The organism is Cellvibrio sp. ATLC23 (assembly GCF_057196725.1).
On sequence record NZ_JBXUOS010000001.1, the window covers coordinates 567,473 to 589,345 of the forward strand.

The window sequence follows — 21,873 nt, forward strand, 5'->3', positions numbered from 1 at the left end:
TTTATTTATTCTCTCTGGTTAATTTGTTGTTGCGTTTTAAAGCAACAACGACATAGCTGCTTCCATTTCTTCACTTAAATTTTCTGACTCTGCAATCTGCATATCCGGGTCGAGACCCAAGCGCTCAAAAGCTGTTACTTTGGTGCAATCTATTTTGGCCATGGGGGAATCTGTGCCGAGATAACTTTGCAGCATGGCTACGGTAACGACATCGCTATAGTCCGCTTTGGAGCTTTGACGAGTGAAATTGATATGCTGGGTCGGGATGTAAGCCAGTTCTTCAGGGAATCCCCATGTTTTTAAAATGAGATCGCCAATGGGCCCGTGTAGTTGGTCGATGACGGCGTCGAGGGTGAAGCTGTCCTGAAGCAATGCAGGGTGATCTTCTGCGTAGGTGAGAATGGGAAGTACGCCAATTTTATGGATGAGACCGGCGAGGGTCGCTTGGTCTGGCCGCAAGTTGGTGTAGTGTTTGCACAATACATGGCTGATTCCCGCGACCTCACTGGAGCGACTCCAGACTTCACGCATACGCATGTCGACCAGGTCGGAAGTGGCTTGAAACATTTGTTCCATCGCCAGACCGGTGGCGATATTGCAGGTGTATTGAATGCCGAGGCGCATGAGTGCAGTGCGCAAATCTTCAATAGCGCGGCTGGCGCGCAAAAGGGGGCTGTTGGCGACACGGATAATTCGGGCGCTCAAAGCTGCATCACCACCGATCACTCCATTTAGTGTCTCGATACTAGCATCCGGGTCGTCAGCGACTTCCCGCACCTTTAGTGCAACTTCGGGGAGGGTAGGTAAAACAAGCCGGTCGTTGTTGATTGCGGTGATAATTTCAGTGCGAACTTTTTCAGCAATGGGGTTCATGCGTGATCCTATAGCAGCGTTTATTCAATGATGTCATCTGCTGTAGGTATAGCATAGGGAAGCGGTAGTTGACTGAAAATTTCCCCGCTGTTTTCCAGCGTTACCTGATCTAATTGCTCATCCAATAAAGAAGCGAGAATCTCAATTTGGCCTTCGGCGGCGAAAGCAGCGGCAACAAGGTGCCCACAGGCCTGCCGGGTTGTGGCGTTGATAAGTGCGCTGCCGGGCGTTGGGAGCTGGGTACTACTCAGGGTAAAACGGTACATATGACGTTTTAGTTTGCCGCGATAATGCAAGCGCGCCACGATTTCCTGACCGGTATAACAGCCCTTGCGGAAATTAATGCCGTTAACGAGTTGGTAGTTGATTTCCTGTGGGGTAAAAAGCTCGATGGTTTCGGGATAAATATCTGCAATTCCAGCACGAATATTTTGTAATTCCCACCCATTGATGTCGCCGGAAAGCGTGTGGTTGGCTAGTTGTTGTTCAAAGATGTTTATTTCGCTAGTCTTGACCCAGCATTCATAGCGATTCTCGCTCAGTTGAATCAGAAAATTTCCCTCCTGCTCGATCCAACCATCATTCTCTGCCGGCAACTTTTTAAAAATGGCCTCAACCGTTTGCTTGGCTGTATCGCCATAAATTCCATAAAGGCTATAGCCGCTGTCATCGCGCAACTTGGCTTTGGAAAACACGATGTATTTACCGAGCGAGATTTTGGCCTTTTCCAGCATAGATGCGGGAATACGCAGGGCGATGGTTTCTGCATCTATTTGCAGGGCGCGGAAGCTGAGCAGGATGCGCCCTTTAGGATTGCACTGTGCGCCTATGCGGGTGATGGGAGCGCATAACTCGCGCAGATCACATGTGACCTGACCTTGTAAGAACTTACTGGCATCTGGTCCTTTGACCAGCAGTAATCGAGTTTGGTTAAGGGACACCCGGTAAGTGGAATGGTTGGTGGTGATGCTGGCGTGGGTCATGACGATCAAATACCGCTAAAGTGTGTGATTCTCTGTATGGTGTAAATGACAAAACCTAAATTTATCAAGGTGATGCTCACTGCATCATACCGTTTTTGACGATCTGCTGCGTATTGGTGAGTGCATAGTTCTACGGAGAGTTCGCTCATAGGTTGCGGCTCGTTTATAATCGCTGCCTGTCGAATCATCGAAATAGGTAGTAGCGTGGATATCAGTCGTTTGTTTTGGGGTAGTCGGCGCGGAATGTTAGAGTTGGATTTGGTGCTGATGCCGTTTTTGGAAAATGTCTATCCGACCTTGGAGCAGGCAGATAAAGAGCGTTACTGGTTGTTATTGGAAGAGCAGGATCAGGATTTATTTGCCTGGTTTATGCGCAGGAATGATCCTGCCGACCCTGAACTACAACGGATTGTAGGTATTATTCGTGCAAATACCGGTCTTCAAAAAAGCAGTTGATACTAACCTCATCACCGCTGATTCATCTGTATTAAAACCGCTGCCACGATTGGCGGCGGTCTCTATTAATCGCTCCCGTTTAGGCTCTCTGCTTTATTTTTGCAGTTACGGCGCATTCGCCGCCAGTCTGTTGTTGGTGTTTTATCCTTTTATCATTGAGCAGGCTCTCTGGGGGCTGGCTCTGCTGTTGTGTTGGGGTGGAGTCTGGTGGGCATATCACCAAACAAACGGCCATTTTGTAGTGGGTGCGCTCAGCTTTGCTGACAATCATTGGCTGTTAGAGCAGGCCGGACGGTCCAGTCAGTTGAAGCTGGCTGGTGAGGTTTTGTGTTGGTCTTGGTTAATTATTTTGCCCTTGCGCGATATCGAAAGCGGCAAAACCTGCCGCTTGTTATTGTTTAGTGACGCGCTAAGTAAAAATGATAATGCCCGCTTACGCCGCTGGTTGCGTGCTTGTTTGACGCCCAAGGCGTAAGTGAGTGATTAGGCATCTTTGCTGACTATCACATCCTGCCCGGCAAAATTAGTGGGCACCAGAATGGTATCGCGCGCGATAGGCGATTTTTCCGGATAGTCGGGGGAGTAGTGCAAGCCGCGGCTCTCTTTGCGCTCATGAGCCGAGCGAATAATCAACTCCGCCACAGTCGCAAGATTGCGCAGCTCGATCAAATCGCTGCTGACGGTGTAGTTGCTGTAATACTCGGCGATTTCTTTTTGGAGCAGCTTGATGCGATGTGTCGCGCGTTCCAAACGTTTGTGGGTGCGCACAATACCTACGTAATCCCACATAAAACGGCGTAATTCATCCCAGTTATGGGAGATAACAACGTCCTCATCTGAATCTCTTACACGCGACTCATCCCATTGCGGCGATAACTCCGGTGCTTGAATGCTCTCGAGCTTGGCCAAAATGTGCTGTGCGGCCGACTGCGCATAGACAATACATTCGAGTAGGGAATTGCTCGCCATGCGATTGGCGCCGTGCAAACCGGTGAACGAGGTTTCACCGATGGCGTAGAGATGTTGTAAGTCGGTTTGGCCATTTTTATCGACCACAATCCCACCGCAGGTGTAATGCGCTGCAGGTACTACTGGGATGGCCTCCTTGGTAATGTCGATCCCAAACTCCAGGCAGCGCGCTTTTACGGTTGGAAAGTGTTCGCTAATAAACTCTTCGGATTTGTGGCTGATATCCAAGTACACACAGTCGCAACCCAAACGTTTGATTTCATGGTCAATGGCGCGGGCGACTATATCGCGCGGCGCCAACTCTTCGCGCTCATCAAAACGCGGCATAAAACGCTCGCCACTCGGCAAACGCAAATACGCGCCTTCGCCGCGAAGCGCTTCGGTAATCAAAAAGTTTTTCGCCCTTGGGTGATATAAACAGGTGGGGTGGAATTGATTGAATTCCATATTGGCCACCCTGCAACCAGTGCGCCACGCCATGGCGATGCCATCGCCACTGGCGCTGTCCGGGTTGCTGCTATACAAATAAACCTTGCTCGCGCCACCCGTTGCCAGAACGACAACCTTGGCTTGGAATACATGCACTGCATCATTTTTACTGTCTAACACATAGGCGCCACTGCAGCGCAGTTTGCGGGAGTCTGCATCGGCTTGAGAGATCAGGTTGACCGCCACGTGGTGTTCAAAAATATCAATATTGGTTTGTTGCTGAACCTGTTCGATCAGGGTTGAGTGCACCGCTTGGCCGGTGGCATCGGCGCTGTGAATAATGCGTCGGTGGCTGTGGCCGCCTTCTTTGGTCAGGTGATAATCGCCGTTGTTATTTTCCTTGGTGAAATTGACGCCTTGGTTAATCAGCCATTGGATCGCGTCTTTACTGCGCTCAACGGTAAAACGCACGGCGTCTTCATGACAGAGACCGGCACCGGCAATCAGGGTGTCGGCAACATGTGCGTCAATGGAGTCTTGATCGTCCAACACTGCTGCTATGCCGCCTTGGGCAAACCAGGTAGAGCCCTGATTGATTTCATTTTTGCTGAGCACAGCAACCCGCGCTTGTTGGGCTAGACTTAGCGCCAGCGTCAAACCGGCTGCGCCCGAGCCAATAACCAAAACATCGTATTGATAGTGTTTTTTCATGCAAGTAATACCCAGTGGGCGATAGGATTAGGTGAAGCGGGTAGATTTTGGCGCAGTATATCAAGCCCGCAGAGGTTTATACGAAGTAAACAGCCTTTGGACTAATAACTCCGTATAATCACTCATGAACTTTTTAAGCATGGTTTTGTCTATGAGCCAACCAGCTTTAATAGTTGAGGTTGTAGAAAAATGCTTGCACCATTGCAGATCGCTCCATGGATAGCAGGTGATAAAGTTGGTTTAGTGAGGTCGGTTTCTGAATTGAGACGATTAGCTCTGGAATACTGACATAGATTTGCCCATAACCAGCAAGGTTAGGGCGCTTGGGGGTTAAAAGAATGACAGCGCAACTGGCGCCTGATATTGATCAGCAACTGGTCGAGCGAGTTCAAAAAGGCGATAAACGCGCGTTTGATTTGCTAGTAATTAAATACCAGCACAAAGTACTGGCGGTGATTAGCCGTTTTATTCGCGATCACGCCGAAGCTCAGGATGTGGCGCAAGAGGCCTTTATCAAAGCCTATCGCGCGCTGCCCAATTTCCGCGGAGATAGTGCGTTTTACACCTGGATTTACCGTATCGCTATTAACACCGCCAAAAATCACATAGTTGCGCGCAACCGCCGCCCGCCAACGAGCGATGTGGAAATCGAAGATGCTGAATTCTTTGATGGCAATGACGGCATGCACGAATTAAATACACCTGAGCATAATATTTTATGCGCAGAGCTGCAGGATACGATTGAGCAGGCATTTCAGGATCTGCCGGATGATCTGCGCACTGCGGTGACTCTGCGTGAAATTGATGGTTTGAGCTATGAGGAGATCGCCGAGGTAATGGCTTGCCCGGTTGGCACAGTGCGTTCACGTATTTTCCGCGCGCGCGAGGCGATTGATAAACGCATCAAACCGCTCATTGAAGATTAACCAATCTCTAGTCAATTAGAGTGTGTAAGGGAAATAGCAACCCTATTGAAAAACTTGCACATTTTTTTGTAATTTCGTGAACCAATTGACTATTGTCTAGTCATAGAAAACAGCTGGGTCAGAGCTGTTGAGTATTAAGGTTACTGGCCCGTTAATAACGCAATGCATAAATAATTTTTTGCGCACCTGCGAGCACTTCTAACAGAGGCACCAGCGAGAATGACAGAGCAAATCCAACCACCAGTGCTTGCCGAATCTTTGTCAGCACTTATGGATAATCAGGCGTCTGAGTTGGAGATTCAGCGGCTGCTCAAGGCACTTGATGCAAGCCCTGAACTCAAATCTACTTGGTCTCGCTATCAAATTGCCAGTGCAGGCCTCAAGGGTGAACTCCCTGTTATTGCTTCCAGTGACTTTGCGTCACGTATTAGTGTGGCAATTGATGCTGAAGAAACTTATACGCTTAAACCACAGGCTGCGTCGCAACCAGAGGCTAACCAAGCTGACTCGGGCAATGTGGTTGCCATGCCGTTGCGCTGGTGGCAGCAGGCAGGCCGTGTTGCAGTAGCGGCATCGGTCGCTGGGGCTTTGATTGTTGGTGTGCAGCAATATCAAACGGTGGCACCACAAACGGCAGAATTCGCGGTTAATACTGCTGTTTCTGCACCTGTTGCAGCGACCGAAACCAAAGCGGCCAATTTGCCCTCTGGTATCAATGCGCCTGCACTTTCTGCGCGAACTGTAGCTGTGCAAAGTGGTTATGAATCGCGCCCTCAAGAAAATCGTCGGGTAATGTTTGTGCCACGCCAAGAAGCGGCACCTATTTATAATGAAGACGTGAGTACCTACGTTAACCAGCTGATTCAAGAGCATACTGATAATGCGTCGATTAATAGCGGCCAAGGTATGCTGCCTTATACTCGCGTTATTCTGGTGGAAGAGGAATAGTTCTAGCTAGCCGTTGCTTTAACAGGTGGAGCAGTTATGCTGCTCCCTTGATCCACTCTCTCACGAGCTTCTAATGTTAACGCCGCTGTTTATTCGCCCCGTTTTATTTGTATTGCCTTTGTTGGTATCGCTGAATCTGCACGCTCAAGATGTAGTTGTCTCATCTTCCCAAGCACAATCCAATATTACCCAGTCGCAAGAAGTAACCAAACTATTGCAAAAAATGGCGAGTATTCCGCACACCCTGAATTATCAGGGATCTTTTACTTATCAGCACAAAGATAATCCCTCATTGCAAAGTTTCCGGATTATCCATTGGGTGCAAGACGGTATAGAGCATGAGCGGTTGCAGCACCTGAATGGACCAGAGCGGGAGTTTTTGCGCTCGGGTAAGGCGATAGGTTGTGCATCACTTGGCGATCAGCTATTGCAAGGTAAGATTGGCCAACTGGGCGCTAATCTGGCACGTATGGATCAATTGTATAAATTTGAAATTCGCGGTCCGGAGCGGGTCGCAGGGCGCGAAGCCACTGCGCTACTTGCGCTGCCATTGGATACTTATCGTCACAGCTCATTGTTGACGATTGATAATGAGACTGGCCTGGTATTGAAATCCTGGCTGGTCGATGAGTCGGCTCGGCCACTAGAGCGTTATCAGTTCATCGATCTAGATTTGAGCCCCGATGTTGACAGCATTCGCCAGCAGCCAGCCGCTAAATTGCAGCGCTCGGCAACTGCCCAGATCAGTGAATGTAATCCCTCCGATTTAAAACAATCTGAACATTGGCGCTTGGCTTGGGTGCCGCCCGGTTTTGCGTTTGCGGGTCAGCGTCAGGTGCGCGACCATATTGACATGATGATGTATACCGACGGGCTAACAACATTTTCGGTATTTGTTGAATTGGCAACTGGTGCTATTCCTGAAGGTGTTGCTTCTCGTGGCGCAACCCTGGCGGTAATGGATTCCTTGGTGTATCACGGCAAAAATTATCGCATCACCGTAGTTGGTGAAATACCGGTCGTCACCGCGCAAAAAATTGCGCAGAATATAAATGGGCTCTAATTTCCTTTAGTAGTCTGCACATTCAAGGTAGGCGTATGATTCTCGAAACTGGTCGCATAGTGGCGATAGAAGCTGAAGGTGTTTGGGTGGAAACCATCCAGAAATCGGCCTGCGGCTCTTGTAAAGCCGAAAAAGGTTGCGGGCAAAGTCTGATCAATAAGTGGGATGGTCACACAGCGTATATTTGGGTACTGCTGGAAGGGCGCAAGCCGGAAACCTACCACTTGGGTGATGAAATCCAAATTGGCATTCCCGAAGACGTTATCGCCAAGGGTGCGTTACTGGTTTATATGCTGCCTTTAATCACCCTGCTGATTGCTACCGCCGTGGCCCATCACCAATTTGCTCACGAAGGTATTACGACACTCAGTGGTTTTGTTGGGTTGCTTTTAGGTGGGTTGATTGTGCGCTGGCACTCATGGCGTAGCCGATTGGATCGGAATCTGCAGCCAGTATTGGTCGACGATCGAAAACCACTGCATTTTTACCAAGCGGCAGGGCAACACTAATATGTTGCGCGTGAATGCGTCGATTGTCATTCCCCTGAGTGAGATTGAGTGTAACGCCATGCGCGCTCAGGGTGCGGGTGGGCAAAATGTCAACAAGGTGTCGAGTGCGATACATTTGCGGTTTGATATCCCTAAGTCATCATTAAGTGAATTTTGCAAAGCGCGATTGCTGGCCTTGGGTGATAAACGCATCACCAGTGAGGGCGTGCTTATCATCAAAGCCCAGCGGTTTCGCACCCAAGAACAAAACCGTGAGGATGCGCTCGTGCGATTGCAAGAAATTATTATCGACGCAATAAAAATTGAAAAAATGCGCCGCGCAACCAAACCAACCTTTTCTTCCAAACAGCGCCGGATGGATGCAAAAACCCAACGAGGGTCGATCAAATCGGCGCGTCAAAAAGTCTCGTTGGATTAGTGCAAAGCATTTTTATTTAGCCAGCAATCCTGCCAACTCTGTTTCCTGCGCGATACTTTCTTGCCATAACTGCTGTTGTAAATCACTGATATTTTCACCGCCGCCATTCATTAACCAATGCACGAGTGCTTTAGCAACATCTGGGTAATGGCGCGGGCCAGCTGGCGGTTTTAGTGGCAGCCATTTACTTAAAGTTGCTACATCAAACTGTTTAGTGGCATGGCCATAACCTAATTTTTCCAGTGCCACGGCGTTGGACTTTTGTTCCATTTGCCCGGCAACGGGCTGCACTAATATCTTTTTACCCAAATGAATGGCTTCGCTGGGCAGTTCAAAACCGGCACTGCAAATCACCCCTTCACATCTGTGCAAATCCATTTGAAAACCTTCACGGGAGAAGGGGCGAACATGGATGTGTCCTTCGTCATAAGCTGCAGGCACTGGTTGATAAATAAAAAAATCATAATCGGGAAATTGGCGCAGCTGCGGCACTATGTCGTCCAGCCCTGCAAATGGCAGATAGACCAAATAATGTTTTGGTGTAGAGACATTGGGGTAGTGAGATGGCTCTACCAGTGGCGGCAATATCGGCTGATTGAAGTGATGCCAGTGCAATCCAATTGCTTGCGTGACAGGCGCAAAGTTATGCATGAACCAGTCGGTGATAAAGTTGCTATCGGCTTTGGGAATATCGTAAAAAAAAGCATTTTGATGTGATATGCCGATTACTTTTTTACCCGCACGTTTTGCTGCCCAAGCGGATACCGGTTCAAAATCATTGATAATAAAATCGTAACCTTCTACGTTAACTTTTTTGGTGTCTTGATAAAGTTGGGCGATGTTAGAGGTCAGTGCGGTTTTTACAAATAAAACCTTACCTTTTTCGGTGGCAAAGGTAAGCCCGCGATAGCATTGGAAATCGCCAAAGGCTTCCATATCAAAAAACTTGTCACGCTCCCGGCCTGAAAAAACCCAATCAACTTGTGCGCCAACATCGGCAAAGGCTTTAGCCATAATGCGCGCGCGTGTCGTGTGGCCATTGCCAGTGCCTTGAACTCCGTACAATATTTTCATGCGGTCTCGCTCTTTGGTTGAATATCGAGTGGGTTAATCATCACTCTGCTAATGCAATGCAATAATTAACGAGTGCAAATAAATGCCCCAGAAGGCGCAGGCGCTACCTAGCAGTGCTCCGGCGACTAAATCTGTCGGGTAATGTACGCCGAGTAATACGCGGCTCATGCCAATCGCGCTGGCCCAAATAAAACAGGGGATTGCAAATATTGGATAAAAATTAAAAATCAAACAGGCAAATAAAAAGGCAGCAGCCGTGTGCCCCGAGGGAAAACTGAATTGATCCGATGGTGTGATCCACGCTTGATAGGTGGTGATTTTTACTGCTGGGCGATCGCGCTTGATCACGTTTTTCAAGAGCAAATATAAGCTGACATCAAAAATATAGGCGATAATGCCGGCCCAGAAAAAATGTGTGCCCGCAACAGGTTCGAGGGCCAATAAACAGAGGGCGACAATTAAATAGAATGGGCCATCGCCGGTCTGCGAAATGAATTTGACGGAGCGACGATACTGAAAGCCTTTAGTCACATGAACCCACAAAAAAGCGAGGGTATCCAAGTGATGGACGCGCTGTAAAAAAGTGTTCATGATTCACCGCCGTGCTAAATAGTTGCAGATGAAATCGCACAGGCAATCTAATTTTTGCTTGCGCCATCTATTAGTAACATTGCTGTGTGACTATTGTGTGAATATGTAATTAATCTGTAGTGACAACCCAGTGGAGACAATGAATGAGTAAGCCAGGCAAAACCGGTATCGCGCGCGTAATAGATGCGTTTGGTTATTCGATGAAAGGGTTTGCTGCCAGCTGGAGGTACGAAGCTGCCTTTCGGCAAGAAGTAGGGTTGGCCGTTATTTTGATCCCTACGGCGTTTTGGCTTGCGCGAAATCACATAGAGTTGATTTTATTGATCAGTAGTGTGTTTTGGGTATTGATGGCCGAGTTGGCCAACTCATCAGTTGAAGCGGTAGTGGATCGCACAGGCTCTGAGCGCCACGAACTATCCGGGCGTGCTAAGGATATAGGCTCAGCACTGGTTTTTATGAGTTTGGTGTTGCTGGCTGTTGTGTGGGGAATTATCGCGTTTAATCGCTTTGGTTGATTTTAGTAGTAGTGATCCCTTTTAAAGCCTCGGCTCAATTGTCGGGGCTTTTTCTTTCGGGTAAAACAGCGCGCTTGATTGCAGAGCATCTCTGTTTAGGGTAAATTACACCAATCGGTTAATTATCATATTTATATGCCCTATAAGAAATGCTATGAACGAAGAATTTTCAGTAAACGAACACCCTCATCGTCGCTATAACCCGCTCTCGGGTGAATGGCTATTGATTTCCCCCCATCGCACCAAGCGCCCCTGGCAGGGGCAGCAAGAACAGAATCAATGGCCGGAAAGTCCGCCCCATAACCCTGCTTGTTATCTTTGTGCGGGAAATGCGCGCGCAGGAGGGGAGGTTAATCCCCTTTATAAGACCACATTTGTATTTACCAACGATTTTGCCGCTTTAATGCCCGCGGTGCCTGATGCACCCCTTAGCCGTGATCCGCTGTTTCAAATTCAGGCGGAGCATGGCACGAGCAGGGTGATTTGTTTTTCTGCCGATCACAGCAAAACCTTACCACTGCTGAATGATGAGGAGATGAGCGCGGTTATTAAGACTTGGATGGCGGAAGCTGCAGATCTCGGTAAAAGCTATGCCAGTGTGCAGATTTTTGAGAATAAAGGTGCGGTAATGGGCTGCTCAAACCCTCATCCCCATGGTCAAATTTGGGCGCAATCGCAATTGCCTACGCTGGTTAGTAAGGAGGATCAACAGCAGCGCGTCTATCTTGATCAACATGCAATTCCTCTGCTATTGGACTATGCGCTGAAAGAGTCCGCCAATGGTGAGCGGGTGGTAGTCGAGAACGATGATTGGCTCGTGGTGGTGCCATTTTGGGCGGCTTGGCCCTATGAAACCCTTCTGTTGCCCAAGCATAAGCTCGCGCGTATCACGCAACTCAGGGCTGCTCAACAGTTAAGTCTTAGTAATATCTTGCGCGATATCACCGCCCGCTACGACAACCTGTTCGAATGCTCATTCCCCTATTCGATGGGGTGGCACGGTGCACCCTTTATGGTTGATGACACAGCGCATTGGCAGTTGCACGCACACTTTTATCCGCCGCTGTTGCGCAGTGCCAGTGTACGTAAGTTTATGGTGGGGTATGAAATGTTGGCTGAAACCCAGCGCGACCTATCTCCTGAGCAAGCCGCAGAACGTTTGCGTCAACAAAGCCCTATTCATTTTAGACTGAGGTAAGACGAGCATGAAGACTCTCTCCAATGCTCGTGTGAGCGAATTATTTGAACACTATTTTGCTGTGGCGCCAGTGGCGGTAGTCAAGGCACCGGGTCGGGTGAACTTGATTGGTGAACACACTGATTACAATGGCGGTTTTGTCTTGCCTGCGGCAATCAATTATCACACCTATATTGCGTTCGCACCGCGCGCTGACCGCAGCTTGCGATTAGTCGCGTACAATTTTGATAATGAGTTAGTCACTGTTGACCTTGATGTAGATCAGGTTCATGACAGCAATGCCTCATGGGCTAATTATGTGCGCGGTGTAGTGCAAGAAATGCGGACTCAGGGTTTTGCTCTTGCCGGTGGTGATTTATACATCGCCGGTGATCTGCATTCAGGCGCTGGTTTAAGTAGTTCGGCATCGCTTGAAATGGCGTTGATTCGCGCGCTGACAGCGCTTAGTGGTGAGCCAGTTGAACCTACCCAAGCGGCGTTGATGGGGCAGGCTGCAGAAAACAATTTTGTTGGCTGTAATTGCGGGATTATGGATCAGTTGATTTCAGCACGCGGCCAAGAGCATGCGGCATTGCTGATTGATTGTCAGGAGCTCACGGCTCGCGCAGTGCCAGTTCCAGCAGATTGGGAAATTCTCATAGTACATAGCGGTGTTAAGCGAGGCTTGGTCGAAAGTGAATACAATCAGCGTCGCCAGCAGTGCGAACAAGCGGCGGCTTATTTTGGCCAAACTTCCTTGCGCGGTGTGGCGTTGGAACAATTACTGGCAGCCGAAGGCCAGCTGGACGAGTTGAGTTTTCGCCGTGCGCGCCATGTGCTTACAGAAAATCAGCGCACGCTGGCAGCGGCAAACGCGCTTGCCGAAGGCAATCTGGCGGGGTTGGTTAAAGTGATGGCAGAGTCTCATGCGTCCATGCGCGATGATTTTAATATTACGGTTTCGGCAATTGATACATTGGTGAATATTCTTGTTGATGCCGGTGAGGGCAATGCGGGGGCGCGTATGACCGGTGGTGGCTTTGGTGGCTGTGTTGTCGCTATGGCACCAGCTGAAGTTATTCCGCAATTGGTTGCTGCTGTTGAGCTCTATTATCAAGCGCAAACTGGCTGTGAGCCTACGTTGATCCGCGCCAAGGCTAGTGCAGGAGCCTTCGCCTAGTTCTCTTCTCCCATTCGAGGCGCTGATAGCCGCGCCCCGATGTCTCTATTTCATTTTTTTCAGGGCGCAGTAAGCGGCGTTCCTGCCTATATAAATCAATGCTGCGTTTTGCCTGCTGTATCTGCATCACTTAAAAATGCCAAATAGTCATCTACCACACTGCGCTCCTCTGTCCGCCGGTCGGTAGATTTGCGGCGTTTACGATGATAGAGATCTAGCGGCATGTTTTTGCACGGGTCGCGATCTAGTCGGCGATCATTACCTTTGCGGCGGTCGAAAAAAAACTTGTGCTCATTCATAGTCAATACTTCTTCTTTCGGGCTGATTATCGTTATAACCTTGAATTTAACTGTTCACTGGTTGCGCCAAGTCAACACAGTGTAGATCTTTGTCGTTAAAATGCGGCAAGTTTTTTTGCATAAACAGGTCTAGTTGGATAGTAAATGTCTATCCCTCTGTGATGCTGTTGTTGCCTGCGCAAAGGTTGAAGCTATGAATCCTGTTGAGAGTCGAATCTGTACCAAGCTGAGTGCCAACTTCCAGCCGGTACATCTGGACGTTGTTAATGAGAGCTATATGCATTCGGTGCCACCTGGCTCTGAAACTCATTTTAAGGTGGTATTGGCGTCTGCCGCATTTGCTGGAAAGCGGCAAGTGCAGCGCCACCAAGCGATCTACGCCTGTTTGGCCGAGGAGCTGCAGTCCGGTGTTCATGCACTGGCGTTGCACACTTTTAGTCCAGAGGAGTGGCTGGCGAGCAATCAGGTTCCGGAATCTCCCCAGTGTCTGGGTGGGAGTAAACACGACCAATAATAAATGCTGGTTGTGCAAAAACTAAACGCCTATAATGCGCGCCCTGCGCCATCTTGCTGCCTTTGAATACCTAAATCTGATTACTGTTAACCCGTTAAGTGATGTTTATGAGCCAAATTGTCGTCGCCGCCCTGTATAAATTCGTTAAATTACCTGATTACGAAATTCTGGTTCCGCGCCTGAAAGATCTGTGTGATCAATTGGGTATCAAGGGAACCTTACTGTTAGCGGAAGAGGGCATTAACGGTACCGTTTCTGGTTCGCGCGAGGGAATTGATCGTCTGGTTGCCTTTTTGGATGCTGACGGCCGCTTTGATAATTTAAGTTACAAAGAATCGTTCTACGATGAGCAGCCTTTTTATCGGATGAAGGTCAAACTCAAAAAAGAAATCGTCACTATGGGTGTCAATGGCATAGATCCACAGCAGATAGTGGGCACCTATGTTAAGCCTCAGGATTGGAATGCACTGATCAGTGATCCCGATGTGCTAGTTGTGGATACACGCAACTCCTACGAATATGAAATAGGCACTTTTGAACGCGCTATTGATCCTAAAACCGAAACCTTCCGTGAGTTTCCAGCTTACGTTGCAGAAAACCTTGATCCTGCCAAACACAAAAAAGTGGCCATGTTCTGCACCGGCGGTATTCGCTGTGAAAAATCCACGGCCTACTTAAAAGAGCAGGGATTTCAAGAGGTATATCACCTTGAAGGTGGGATCCTGAAATATTTGGAAGAAGTGCCGGAAGAAGAGAGCTTGTGGCGCGGTGAATGTTTTGTGTTTGATAACCGTGTAGCGGTCAATCACAAATTAGAAAAGGGTATTTACGATCAATGCCACGGTTGCCGCTACCCCATTACTGAAGATGATAAAAAGTCAGAACACTATATGCTAGGTGTTTGCTGCCCACGCTGCTTCGATAAGCTGACCCCCGAACAAACCACTCGTTTTGCCGAGCGACAAAAACAAATCGAATTAGCCAAGCAACGCAATCAAGCGCACATTGGTGTATTGCCGCCTGAGCGTCAATTGCGTCGTGCGCAAAAGCTTGAGCATCGTGAAGAGCAGCGTCGGTTGTCGTTGGCTGCAGGTGGTGATAGATCTAATCGGTGACAAATAGTATTTAGCTATTTTGTCACACATTTACTTTATGCTTTAATGCTGTTTCCGTTAATAAATATCTGTGGTAGCTATGAATTTTGACGATTGGACAGCTGATATGGCTGCAGGCACGGCAACTCATGCCACTGGGTTTACTATTCGTATTGAAGGTAATCCAAAAGATCCTTCCGAAGTGTATCCCGGCAAGTTTCCAGAAGGGATGAGCTTTGTCGATCAGGCGCGCTTATTGCGTTCAGGGTTGGAATTTTTAGCCAAGTCAGGTGGAAGTGCGCTTAAATCCTGGCAATCCAGCCCGGTGCAGGATGCAAAATCAGAAGCGATTAAAGCCCGCGAAGAACTGGCAAAACGTTTCGCGGATCGGCCAGATAAGCCCCAGCGATCAGTGCTTTCACTGAAAAAGAATTCCTGACCTGTTGCAAGAAGCAGAGGCAGCATAAAAAAACCGGCGTAATCAGCCGGTTTTTTTATGCTTGTTAAGTCTTGTGAATTCTGGTTGCTACTAGCCAAGCTGTTCTTAGAGTAATCCACGTCTTTGTAATTCGAGATAGTGTGCATCAATCAGCTTGAAAAGTTCATCAAATTTGGCCGCCGCAGGTGCGATAACCATTTCCAGACTTTCAATTTCAGATTTCGGGCGGCGCATGATTTTGTGCAGCTCCTCGGCTGTTCCGGTCATTGCAGCTATTATTTTCTCGGTAGTCTCTTTGTCGCGGAAAATGCGGCCTTGTTCTGTTAACTCTAAATAATTATCGCACTCTTGCAGCCAATCTTTACGCTGCGAAATGAAGTTACGGATGTTCTTGGCGCCGCCACGGTGTGCGGTAGGCAGTTGTTTGTCGCGATAACTCTGCAGGCTTCTGCGCCCTTGCATTAAAAAATCCAGACCAGTCGATTTGCAATATTTGGCATTTAAGTAACTGGCAAACTTCACATTATTGGCTGTTTCTGCCTTGGTACGCTTACAGGCTTCATCGCAACTGAAGCTGACTTGGGATAGCGATAGCAGGGCAATGATCAAGAGGATTTTTTTCATAGGGGCTCACCGATTATTAAAGTTATATGAAAGCTGAACAACTGGACTGTGATATAAATCACTTTTAAAGATACGTCAAGTATTGTAAATAATATCGAGCTTGGATATAGCCATTAGTATTAAGACTAGGGGGTCACTGCGAAAATGCAAACATGAATCGATTTAATTGCCCAACAGGAAATAGGGTAGTGGTAAGGGGGCATTGGAGGAATTAGGAACGCGGCAGATAATAAGAAGGCAGCTCTCGGCTGCCCTACATCATAAGAATTAATATTATGTCTAGCTAAAAAAGCCCATTGGGTTTTTGCTGATAGCCACGCTAACAATATAACCAAATACAATTAGCGCGCTGATCCAAAGCGCTTTGCGTACACTGGGATTCGGCACTTTAAATGCCGCTATACCAAGGCCGATATAAACAACCAAGCCGACAATTTTGGCTATCAACCACGGCTGGCTGCCGGGCGACATACTCAGGTGCACTGCTAACACTATGCCACTAACCAATAAAATTGTACTGATGATGTGTGGAAGTATTTTTACCCACTTTTTGCTGAGCATGTTGGAGCTCATAAACAGCCACAATCCGCGCACAACAAACGCCAGTAGTGACAAGGCTACAAAAGTGAGGTGAAGGTGTTTAAGTGCTAAATACATGAGGTTTTCCTTTTTATCTATATTAAGTGGGGGCGCTAATCAGTGTGCTCAGGCTGCAGCCAGCGCTTTCCCAACCAACGCAAGCATAGCATCGGACAGGGGCAGTTTTAATGCGGCTGTGTGGCCTTTGTCAGACATTTTGTTCCAGGTTTTGCGAATGATATCGATAAGTTTTTCTTCGTCATGTTTACTGGCAAAGTCTTCCAAATAAAATTCAATAAATACCAAGCAGATAACATCCTCCAGTGCTTGCACTTCATTGTCTCGTTTTAGGCTGCGTTTCAGCAGTAAATCTTTCACGCGCTCAATCATGCTTGTGTCGTAACCTTCCTGGGCCATGATTGCACCGGCGATTTCTCCGTGCAGCTGCGCCAAATCCAAGCGCCATTTTTTATAGCCACTGCGATCCATCGGGTAATCACTGCGCGGACTTTTCCAGCGACAGATATGCTGGCTGCGCGCGGCGAGTTGCAGTGCTTCCGATGGCGCCTCACAAAAACGATGCAATTGCGCACTCATGCGCTGTGCATAAATCCATTCTTTGGCAACGGCTTTCCCATCGACAATCTCGGTATTGGGGTCCTGTAAATTGGCGGCATCAAATGCGGCGAGAGTTTTTTCTAATCGGTTTTGGTTGGTCATTAGGGGGGCTCGTGAATAGTTTTTTTGTTCTGTTTTAGTTGCCAGATTCGCCATTGGCGATACTGCGCAGCTTATCCATGTCATTAATTACAATTTCTTTTTTATCTACTGCAATCACATCTTGTTTTTGCAGGCGAGTGAAGATGCGGCTGACGGTTTCTATGGTCAGACCTAAATAATTGCCAATGTCGGTGCGCGACATGGGTAAGCGAAACGCATTGGCGGATAATTGACGACGGCTATTGCGGCTAGAGATGCTTAAGAGTAATGCGGCAATTCGCTCTTCTGCGCTACTTTTGCTGAGCAGCGTAATGATCTGTTGATCCTGAGTGATTTCGCGGCTCATTAATTGAAAAAAATGCCGCTGTAGATTAGGAATCTGCAAGCTTAATTCTTCCATGCGATTAAACGGGATTTCGCACACGGATGCTGTTTCGAGCGCAATAACGGAATTGGTATAACGATTGTCGCCAATGCCATCCATACCCACAATTTCACCTGGCAAATAGAATCCAGTGACTTGTTCTACGCCGTTATCGTTAATGGTAATAGCCTTAACAGCGCCAGAGCGGATTGCATAAACCGAATCAAAGAGATCATTAGCGCGATACAGATAATCGCCTTTTTGTAGAGGTTTACCGCGCTGAATAATACTGTTGAGCCGGTCTATATCATCAATGTGCAAGCTAATAGGCAAGCAGATAGTATTTAATCGACAGTTGCCGCAGCTTACTTTTTTATCGTGTGGGCAGTTGGAATCCTGGGATTTTACGATTGTGTGATTCATAGTCATAACACAGAAACCTCAAGGGACCCTTATCCCTCAAGTGGATTGGGCGGGGATAGGTAGATTAAGCGATTGTTGCAGCTTTGCCATGAGGGGTAAATAGTTGATTTACATCAAGGGTATGCTCAGTGGCTGTGCGCGCACCCTTGATGAAAGATTAGTCAGCCAACGCGAGTGATGAAGCGTTCTCTGTTTGAATCCACTCCTTCGCCATGGCTTTCGCCAAACTAAAGTCCGTTTTACCTGAGCCAAGCAGCGGCATGGCTTCGATCAGCATCCAGTCGCTGGGAATAGCGAGTGCGTTTAAGCCCTGTTTTAACACCTCGGTGCGAATTTCATCTTTTGCCACGTCGGCATTGGTGATGGCGATTAGGCGTTCGCCTTTTTTCGCATCTTCGATGGCCACTACAATGACATCGATCGCATCGTTGTTGATCGCTTTTTTCAAGGCGCTTTCCACCAGTGTTAAACTCACCATCTCGCCGCCAATTTTGGCAAAACGCGAATAGCGATCCTGAATGAATAGGAAACCATCCTGATCAATTACACCTTTATCACCAGTCACATACCAACGCATATCCTGTATTTCTTTTATGGCGCTGGCCGTTTTTTCCGGATTATTTAAGTAGCCCACCATCACTTGCGCACCGCCAATTAAAATCATGCCTGCTTCACCGGTGGGCAGTTCTTGAAATGTCACAGGGTCAACAATCATGCAGCTGGAGCCGGGCAGGGGCATACCCACTGAGCCGGGGCGATTACCCGCTTGCACCTGCCAGTATTGAGTATCAATTTTATCCGGCAGATTGACGCTGGCGACCGGTGTAGTTTCCGTTGCACCATACCCTTCGTAAATCGGCAAATTAAATTTCAGATTAAAGGCCGTGCGCACTTCCTCTTGCAATTTTTCTGCACCAGCAACAACAAGCCGTAAACTCTCTAACATCAATGGATGAATTTTGTGGTTGCGGCAATACAAACGCAGGAAGGTAGAAGTGCCGAATAAAACCGTTACGCGGTTTTGCGCTATAGCTTTCGCACTGCCTAACGCATCGGTTGGATCGGCGTGGCACACCATGGGTACTGCTTCCAGCAGCGGCATAAATTGCGTTACCGTTAAGCCAAATGCATGGAATAGGGGCAGGTTGGCCATTACTACATCTTTTTCTTCCACATTTAATACATCGGTAATTTGTTTAACATTGGCGATAATATTTTTGTGGCTGATCTGCACCCCTTTAGGAATTCCCTCGCTGCCGCTGGAGAATAAAATCACGGCTATGTCGTCTGCGTTCTGTTTGCGTGCCCAAAGTGCTTTTAGTGCAAATGCGGGAAGAATTTTAATTAATAGCAGGCGTGCGATTTTTTCGGCGGTAGAAATGCTGCCGGAAAAATCTTCCATGGCAATTACATTAACGCCTTGCAATAAATTGTTTGCGGGAATGCCTTTGTCTTCCAGTTTTTTCAAAAAGCGCGCCGAGGTAAATACGGTGTTGATATTTGCCTGCGCGAGTGCCGATGCAAACGCGCTTTGGCTTGCGGTGTAATTTAAATTGATCAGAGTTTTGCCGGTTAACACAACTGCGAGGTTGGTGAGTACACCCGCTGCGCTAGTTGGTAGGAGAACTCCGATATTTTGGTCGGGCAATTTTGCAATGCGGCTGGCGATTGCGCTGGCGCCTGCCAATGCGCGGTGCGCGCTCAGCTCGGTGCCCATGGTGTCGATTATTGCAAGTTGGTTGCCCATTTTTTTAGCAGCGTCAATCCAGCAGCGGCCAATGGTATCCAAACCGTCTACATATTCTTGCCAGGAGTGAATGGATAAATCCAATACGCGACGTTTGAGTACATCGGCTTTGGTTTCTTTGGACAAGGATTTGCCAAATGCGACGATCAAATCGCGTTTCAATAGCGGGCGGTTTTTATTTTTCAAATGGGCAGATGAACGGGAGAATTGGCTGCCCCATAAACCGCGCAAATAGAAGGGCACAATCACCACATCGTCATTGGCTTTTTCGCAGGCGCGCTCGTAACCGCGGCGAAATTCACCCAGGTGACCGGTGCGACTAATAGCGCCTTCAGGAAATAAACAAACGACTTCACCCTTATTTAAACTCTCGGCAACTGTATCCAGCGCATTGCGGCTCTGCGCACCGGACTCGATTGGAATACAGCCAAACAAATCGAAAAACCATTTCAAATACCAGCGCTGGTAAATCGCCCGCAGCATTACAAAGCGAACCGGGCGCGGGCTGGCAAGTTGCAACACCGCCCAGTCAATCCAGCTGACGTGATTGCCCAACAATAATACGCCGCCTTTGGCTGGAATATTTTTCATGCCTTGCACTAGCACGCGATAGCGCTGGGAAACTAGGCGCGAGAAAACAAAGCGCACCAAGCTTTGCGGTAATTCATAAATCGTGTAGCAACAGCCAATCAAGGTAATAACAGCAATTATTTCCAGCAGGGTTTTACTGCTAAATCCAACATAGGAAAATCCAACGGTCACGCCGAGAAAAACCAGCATCACCACATTTTGTACCCAGTTATTGGCAGCGAGGGTGCGGCCTAATTCATGTTCGCCCGCGTGGAATTGAATCATGGCATTAAGCGGCACGGTAAAGACACCGCCACTGAAACCGATAAATAAAAATGCAATCACAAAAGCGCTGTAGGAATGCAGGTGCGGTAAACACAACAATCCTAATGCAAAGCCCAATGCGCCTAAGGGCAGCAGCCCGGTTTCAATATAATTGCGGGAAAAACGCCCGGCGATAATTGAACCCAGCGCGATACCAATGCCGCTACAGGCAAGAATACCTTGCACAATCATCGCGTTGTCCATGTGTAATTCTTCTTTAATAAACGCGGGGAAAGCAGCGAGCATCACTTGGCCAACACCCCAAAAAATGGCGAGGCCGACAACCGATAAACGAATCACCCGGCGGCGCATAACCGGCGCCATATCCTCGGCAAATAATTTTCCGGTTAAATAAGCTTTGGTGGAAAAACGGGCAGTAGTTTGCGGCGCGGTTTGTTCCGGCAGGCGATGAATCATTACCACTTCGATAATGGCGCTGAGCACCAATAACCAGCCGAGTGGGGCAATGGCTTGAATAACTTGCTTCTCTGTACTGGCGCCTGTGGGATAAAACATTTCAAAGAAAATGGAAAATACTGCAATGCCAGCCAGAATCGCGATCATCGACAGTGCGCCCACCGCGCCATTTGCCTGTGCAAGGCGCTCTTTGCCGAATAATTCTTTGATGTAGCCAAACTTGGCGGGTGAATAAATCGCTGCTTGTGCGGCGAGTAAAAGCGTCATGCCAAAGGCAGCCCAAAACCAACCGAGATAGTAGAAGGCGGTAATTAACAAAGTCAGCGCCAGAGCGAACCAAGCCATGGCGCGCATCACGCGGGTTTTGCGCATCACATCGGATAAAAAGCCAGCGGGGCTAAGCAAGAGGATAAACGGCAGTAGCATCATCGCATTGACTATCGCGGTGAGAAAAATTTGCTCGTTGCCATCGTAAAGTTTAAATACGGTGTTTTGCACCACGATCTTATGGCCGAGATCGACAAATGCATTAAGAAATACCGCGATAAAAAAGGGGATTGCCCCAATGACCTTATGAACCTGTTGCATGGATTGCTTCCTTTACCTGTTATTGGTGGGGTCAGTCTGCCCGAGCGCATTCTAAACGCAACTGAACCGGTAATGGTGTACACAGGCGGTACTTAAAGTCGCATTTTGCGCAACTTGGCAGATGGGAGTGGAGTGGTGCGGATAAAAAAGGGCTGGCAAACCAGCCCGAAGGAGATTAACCGGCAACCCGGTTAAGTGAAAGATGAGGGGGCTTGAGGTGTGGAATGAACCCATCTTATCGGGCTGTAGCCATTTGCGGGAGTGACAAATTGCCGCACATTCAATCGCTTATCCCTAGAAAACATGGATAAACCGCCACAATAAAGCCTTTACATCAAGAAAAGCTGGG

General features: G+C 48.1%; 24 protein-coding genes. 13 read left to right on the forward strand and 11 right to left on the reverse strand.

What is annotated here, in order from left to right; translation table 11 throughout:
- Positions 1–36 precede the first annotated feature (36 nt).
- Together AC2CG4_RS02260 and ygfZ are read right to left on the reverse strand one after the other, a co-directional pair.
- Positions 37–873: an HDOD domain-containing protein gene (locus AC2CG4_RS02260; protein ID WP_484484707.1), complete on the reverse strand. Its 837-nt coding sequence runs from the start codon at positions 871–873 to the stop codon at positions 37–39.
- A gap of 20 nt (positions 874–893) precedes the next feature.
- Positions 894–1,856 carry a CAF17-like 4Fe-4S cluster assembly/insertion protein YgfZ gene (ygfZ, locus tag AC2CG4_RS02265; protein WP_484484708.1) on the reverse strand — a complete coding sequence of 321 codons (963 nt, stop codon included), beginning with the start codon at positions 1,854–1,856 and terminating at the stop codon, positions 894–896.
- Positions 1,857–2,060: 204 nt separating this feature from the next.
- On the opposite strand from ygfZ, the gene AC2CG4_RS02270 reads away from it, so the two are divergent.
- Together AC2CG4_RS02270 and AC2CG4_RS02275 are read left to right on the forward strand one after the other, a co-directional pair.
- Positions 2,061–2,312: an FAD assembly factor SdhE gene (locus tag AC2CG4_RS02270; RefSeq protein WP_484484709.1), complete on the forward strand. Its 252-nt coding sequence runs from the start codon at positions 2,061–2,063 to the stop codon at positions 2,310–2,312.
- On the forward strand, positions 2,281–2,787 hold the full coding sequence (locus AC2CG4_RS02275) for a protein YgfX (protein ID WP_484484710.1): 507 nt from the start codon (positions 2,281–2,283) through the stop codon (positions 2,785–2,787). The genes AC2CG4_RS02270 and AC2CG4_RS02275 overlap by 32 nt, the downstream gene beginning before the upstream one ends.
- An 8-nt stretch (positions 2,788–2,795) precedes the next feature.
- Here AC2CG4_RS02275 and nadB read toward each other — a convergent pair whose 3' ends face one another.
- Positions 2,796–4,421 carry an L-aspartate oxidase gene (gene nadB / locus AC2CG4_RS02280; protein WP_484484711.1) on the reverse strand — a complete coding sequence of 542 codons (1,626 nt, stop codon included), beginning with the start codon at positions 4,419–4,421 and terminating at the stop codon, positions 2,796–2,798.
- Positions 4,422–4,759: 338 nt separating this feature from the next.
- Between nadB and rpoE the strand changes: the two genes are divergently transcribed.
- From rpoE to arfB, 5 genes are all read left to right on the forward strand, one after another.
- Positions 4,760–5,347, forward strand: coding sequence for an RNA polymerase sigma factor RpoE (rpoE, locus tag AC2CG4_RS02285; RefSeq protein WP_062064879.1), 588 nt, complete (start codon positions 4,760–4,762; stop codon positions 5,345–5,347).
- A 219-nt stretch (positions 5,348–5,566) separates the two neighbouring features.
- Entirely contained in the window at positions 5,567–6,295 is a 729-nt protein-coding gene (locus AC2CG4_RS02290; RefSeq protein ID WP_484484712.1) for a sigma-E factor negative regulatory protein, read from the forward strand.
- Positions 6,296–6,368: 73 nt separating this feature from the next.
- Positions 6,369–7,358, forward strand: coding sequence for a MucB/RseB C-terminal domain-containing protein (locus tag AC2CG4_RS02295; RefSeq protein WP_484484713.1), 990 nt, complete (start codon positions 6,369–6,371; stop codon positions 7,356–7,358).
- Between the two features lie 35 nt (positions 7,359–7,393).
- Complete coding sequence (locus tag AC2CG4_RS02300; RefSeq protein WP_484484714.1) at positions 7,394–7,867, forward strand: SoxR reducing system RseC family protein; 474 nt, start codon at positions 7,394–7,396, stop codon at positions 7,865–7,867.
- A gap of 1 nt (position 7,868) precedes the next feature.
- A complete protein-coding gene (gene arfB, locus AC2CG4_RS02305; RefSeq protein WP_484484715.1) occupies positions 7,869–8,285 on the forward strand; it encodes an alternative ribosome rescue aminoacyl-tRNA hydrolase ArfB in 417 nt (138 codons plus the stop codon).
- 12 nt (positions 8,286–8,297) lie between these two features.
- Here the strand turns inward: arfB and AC2CG4_RS02310 are convergent, their stop codons facing one another.
- Entirely contained in the window at positions 8,298–9,359 is a 1,062-nt protein-coding gene (locus AC2CG4_RS02310) for an MJ1255/VC2487 family glycosyltransferase (RefSeq protein ID WP_484484716.1), read from the reverse strand.
- Positions 9,360–9,407: 48 nt separating this feature from the next.
- Positions 9,408–9,950 (reverse strand): phosphatase PAP2 family protein, encoded by a 543-nt coding sequence (locus AC2CG4_RS02315; RefSeq protein ID WP_484484717.1) that lies wholly within the window; start codon positions 9,948–9,950, stop codon positions 9,408–9,410.
- A 143-nt stretch (positions 9,951–10,093) separates the two neighbouring features.
- Here AC2CG4_RS02315 and AC2CG4_RS02320 point away from each other — a divergent pair, with 143 nt between their 5' ends.
- The 3 genes from AC2CG4_RS02320 (at position 10,094) to galK (ending at position 12,822) form a co-directional block, all read left to right on the forward strand.
- On the forward strand, positions 10,094–10,465 hold the full coding sequence (locus AC2CG4_RS02320) for a diacylglycerol kinase (protein ID WP_484484718.1): 372 nt from the start codon (positions 10,094–10,096) through the stop codon (positions 10,463–10,465).
- Between the two features lie 154 nt (positions 10,466–10,619).
- Positions 10,620–11,663, forward strand: coding sequence for a UDP-glucose--hexose-1-phosphate uridylyltransferase (locus tag AC2CG4_RS02325; protein ID WP_484484719.1), 1,044 nt, complete (start codon positions 10,620–10,622; stop codon positions 11,661–11,663).
- Between the two features lie 7 nt (positions 11,664–11,670).
- Complete coding sequence (galK, locus tag AC2CG4_RS02330) at positions 11,671–12,822, forward strand: galactokinase (protein ID WP_484484720.1); 1,152 nt, start codon at positions 11,671–11,673, stop codon at positions 12,820–12,822.
- Positions 12,823–12,917: 95 nt separating this feature from the next.
- On the opposite strand, the gene AC2CG4_RS02335 is transcribed toward galK, so the two are convergent.
- Positions 12,918–13,121 carry a hypothetical protein gene (locus AC2CG4_RS02335; protein ID WP_062064860.1) on the reverse strand — a complete coding sequence of 68 codons (204 nt, stop codon included), beginning with the start codon at positions 13,119–13,121 and terminating at the stop codon, positions 12,918–12,920.
- Between the two features lie 193 nt (positions 13,122–13,314).
- Here AC2CG4_RS02335 and AC2CG4_RS02340 point away from each other — a divergent pair, with 193 nt between their 5' ends.
- The 3 genes from AC2CG4_RS02340 to AC2CG4_RS02350 all read left to right on the forward strand — a co-directional run bounded on the left by AC2CG4_RS02340 (position 13,315) and on the right by AC2CG4_RS02350 (position 15,168).
- Positions 13,315–13,635: a BolA family protein gene (locus tag AC2CG4_RS02340; protein WP_484484721.1), complete on the forward strand. Its 321-nt coding sequence runs from the start codon at positions 13,315–13,317 to the stop codon at positions 13,633–13,635.
- A gap of 107 nt (positions 13,636–13,742) precedes the next feature.
- Entirely contained in the window at positions 13,743–14,750 is a 1,008-nt protein-coding gene (trhO, locus tag AC2CG4_RS02345) for an oxygen-dependent tRNA uridine(34) hydroxylase TrhO (RefSeq protein ID WP_484484722.1), read from the forward strand.
- Between the two features lie 79 nt (positions 14,751–14,829).
- On the forward strand, positions 14,830–15,168 hold the full coding sequence (locus tag AC2CG4_RS02350; protein ID WP_484484723.1) for a hypothetical protein: 339 nt from the start codon (positions 14,830–14,832) through the stop codon (positions 15,166–15,168).
- A gap of 105 nt (positions 15,169–15,273) precedes the next feature.
- Here AC2CG4_RS02350 and AC2CG4_RS02355 read toward each other — a convergent pair whose 3' ends face one another.
- The 5 genes from AC2CG4_RS02355 to AC2CG4_RS02375 form a co-directional block, all read right to left on the reverse strand.
- Positions 15,274–15,792, reverse strand: coding sequence for a hypothetical protein (locus tag AC2CG4_RS02355; RefSeq protein WP_484484724.1), 519 nt, complete (start codon positions 15,790–15,792; stop codon positions 15,274–15,276).
- Positions 15,793–16,071: 279 nt separating this feature from the next.
- Positions 16,072–16,449 (reverse strand): SirB2 family protein, encoded by a 378-nt coding sequence (locus AC2CG4_RS02360; RefSeq protein ID WP_484484725.1) that lies wholly within the window; start codon positions 16,447–16,449, stop codon positions 16,072–16,074.
- A gap of 48 nt (positions 16,450–16,497) precedes the next feature.
- Entirely contained in the window at positions 16,498–17,091 is a 594-nt protein-coding gene (locus tag AC2CG4_RS02365) for a DUF4202 domain-containing protein (protein ID WP_484484726.1), read from the reverse strand.
- Positions 17,092–17,125: 34 nt separating this feature from the next.
- Entirely contained in the window at positions 17,126–17,884 is a 759-nt protein-coding gene (gene fnr, locus AC2CG4_RS02370) for a fumarate/nitrate reduction transcriptional regulator Fnr (RefSeq protein ID WP_484484727.1), read from the reverse strand.
- Positions 17,885–18,035: 151 nt separating this feature from the next.
- Positions 18,036–21,524: an acyl-[ACP]--phospholipid O-acyltransferase gene (locus AC2CG4_RS02375; RefSeq protein WP_484484728.1), complete on the reverse strand. Its 3,489-nt coding sequence runs from the start codon at positions 21,522–21,524 to the stop codon at positions 18,036–18,038.
- Positions 21,525–21,873: the final 349 nt, after the last annotated feature.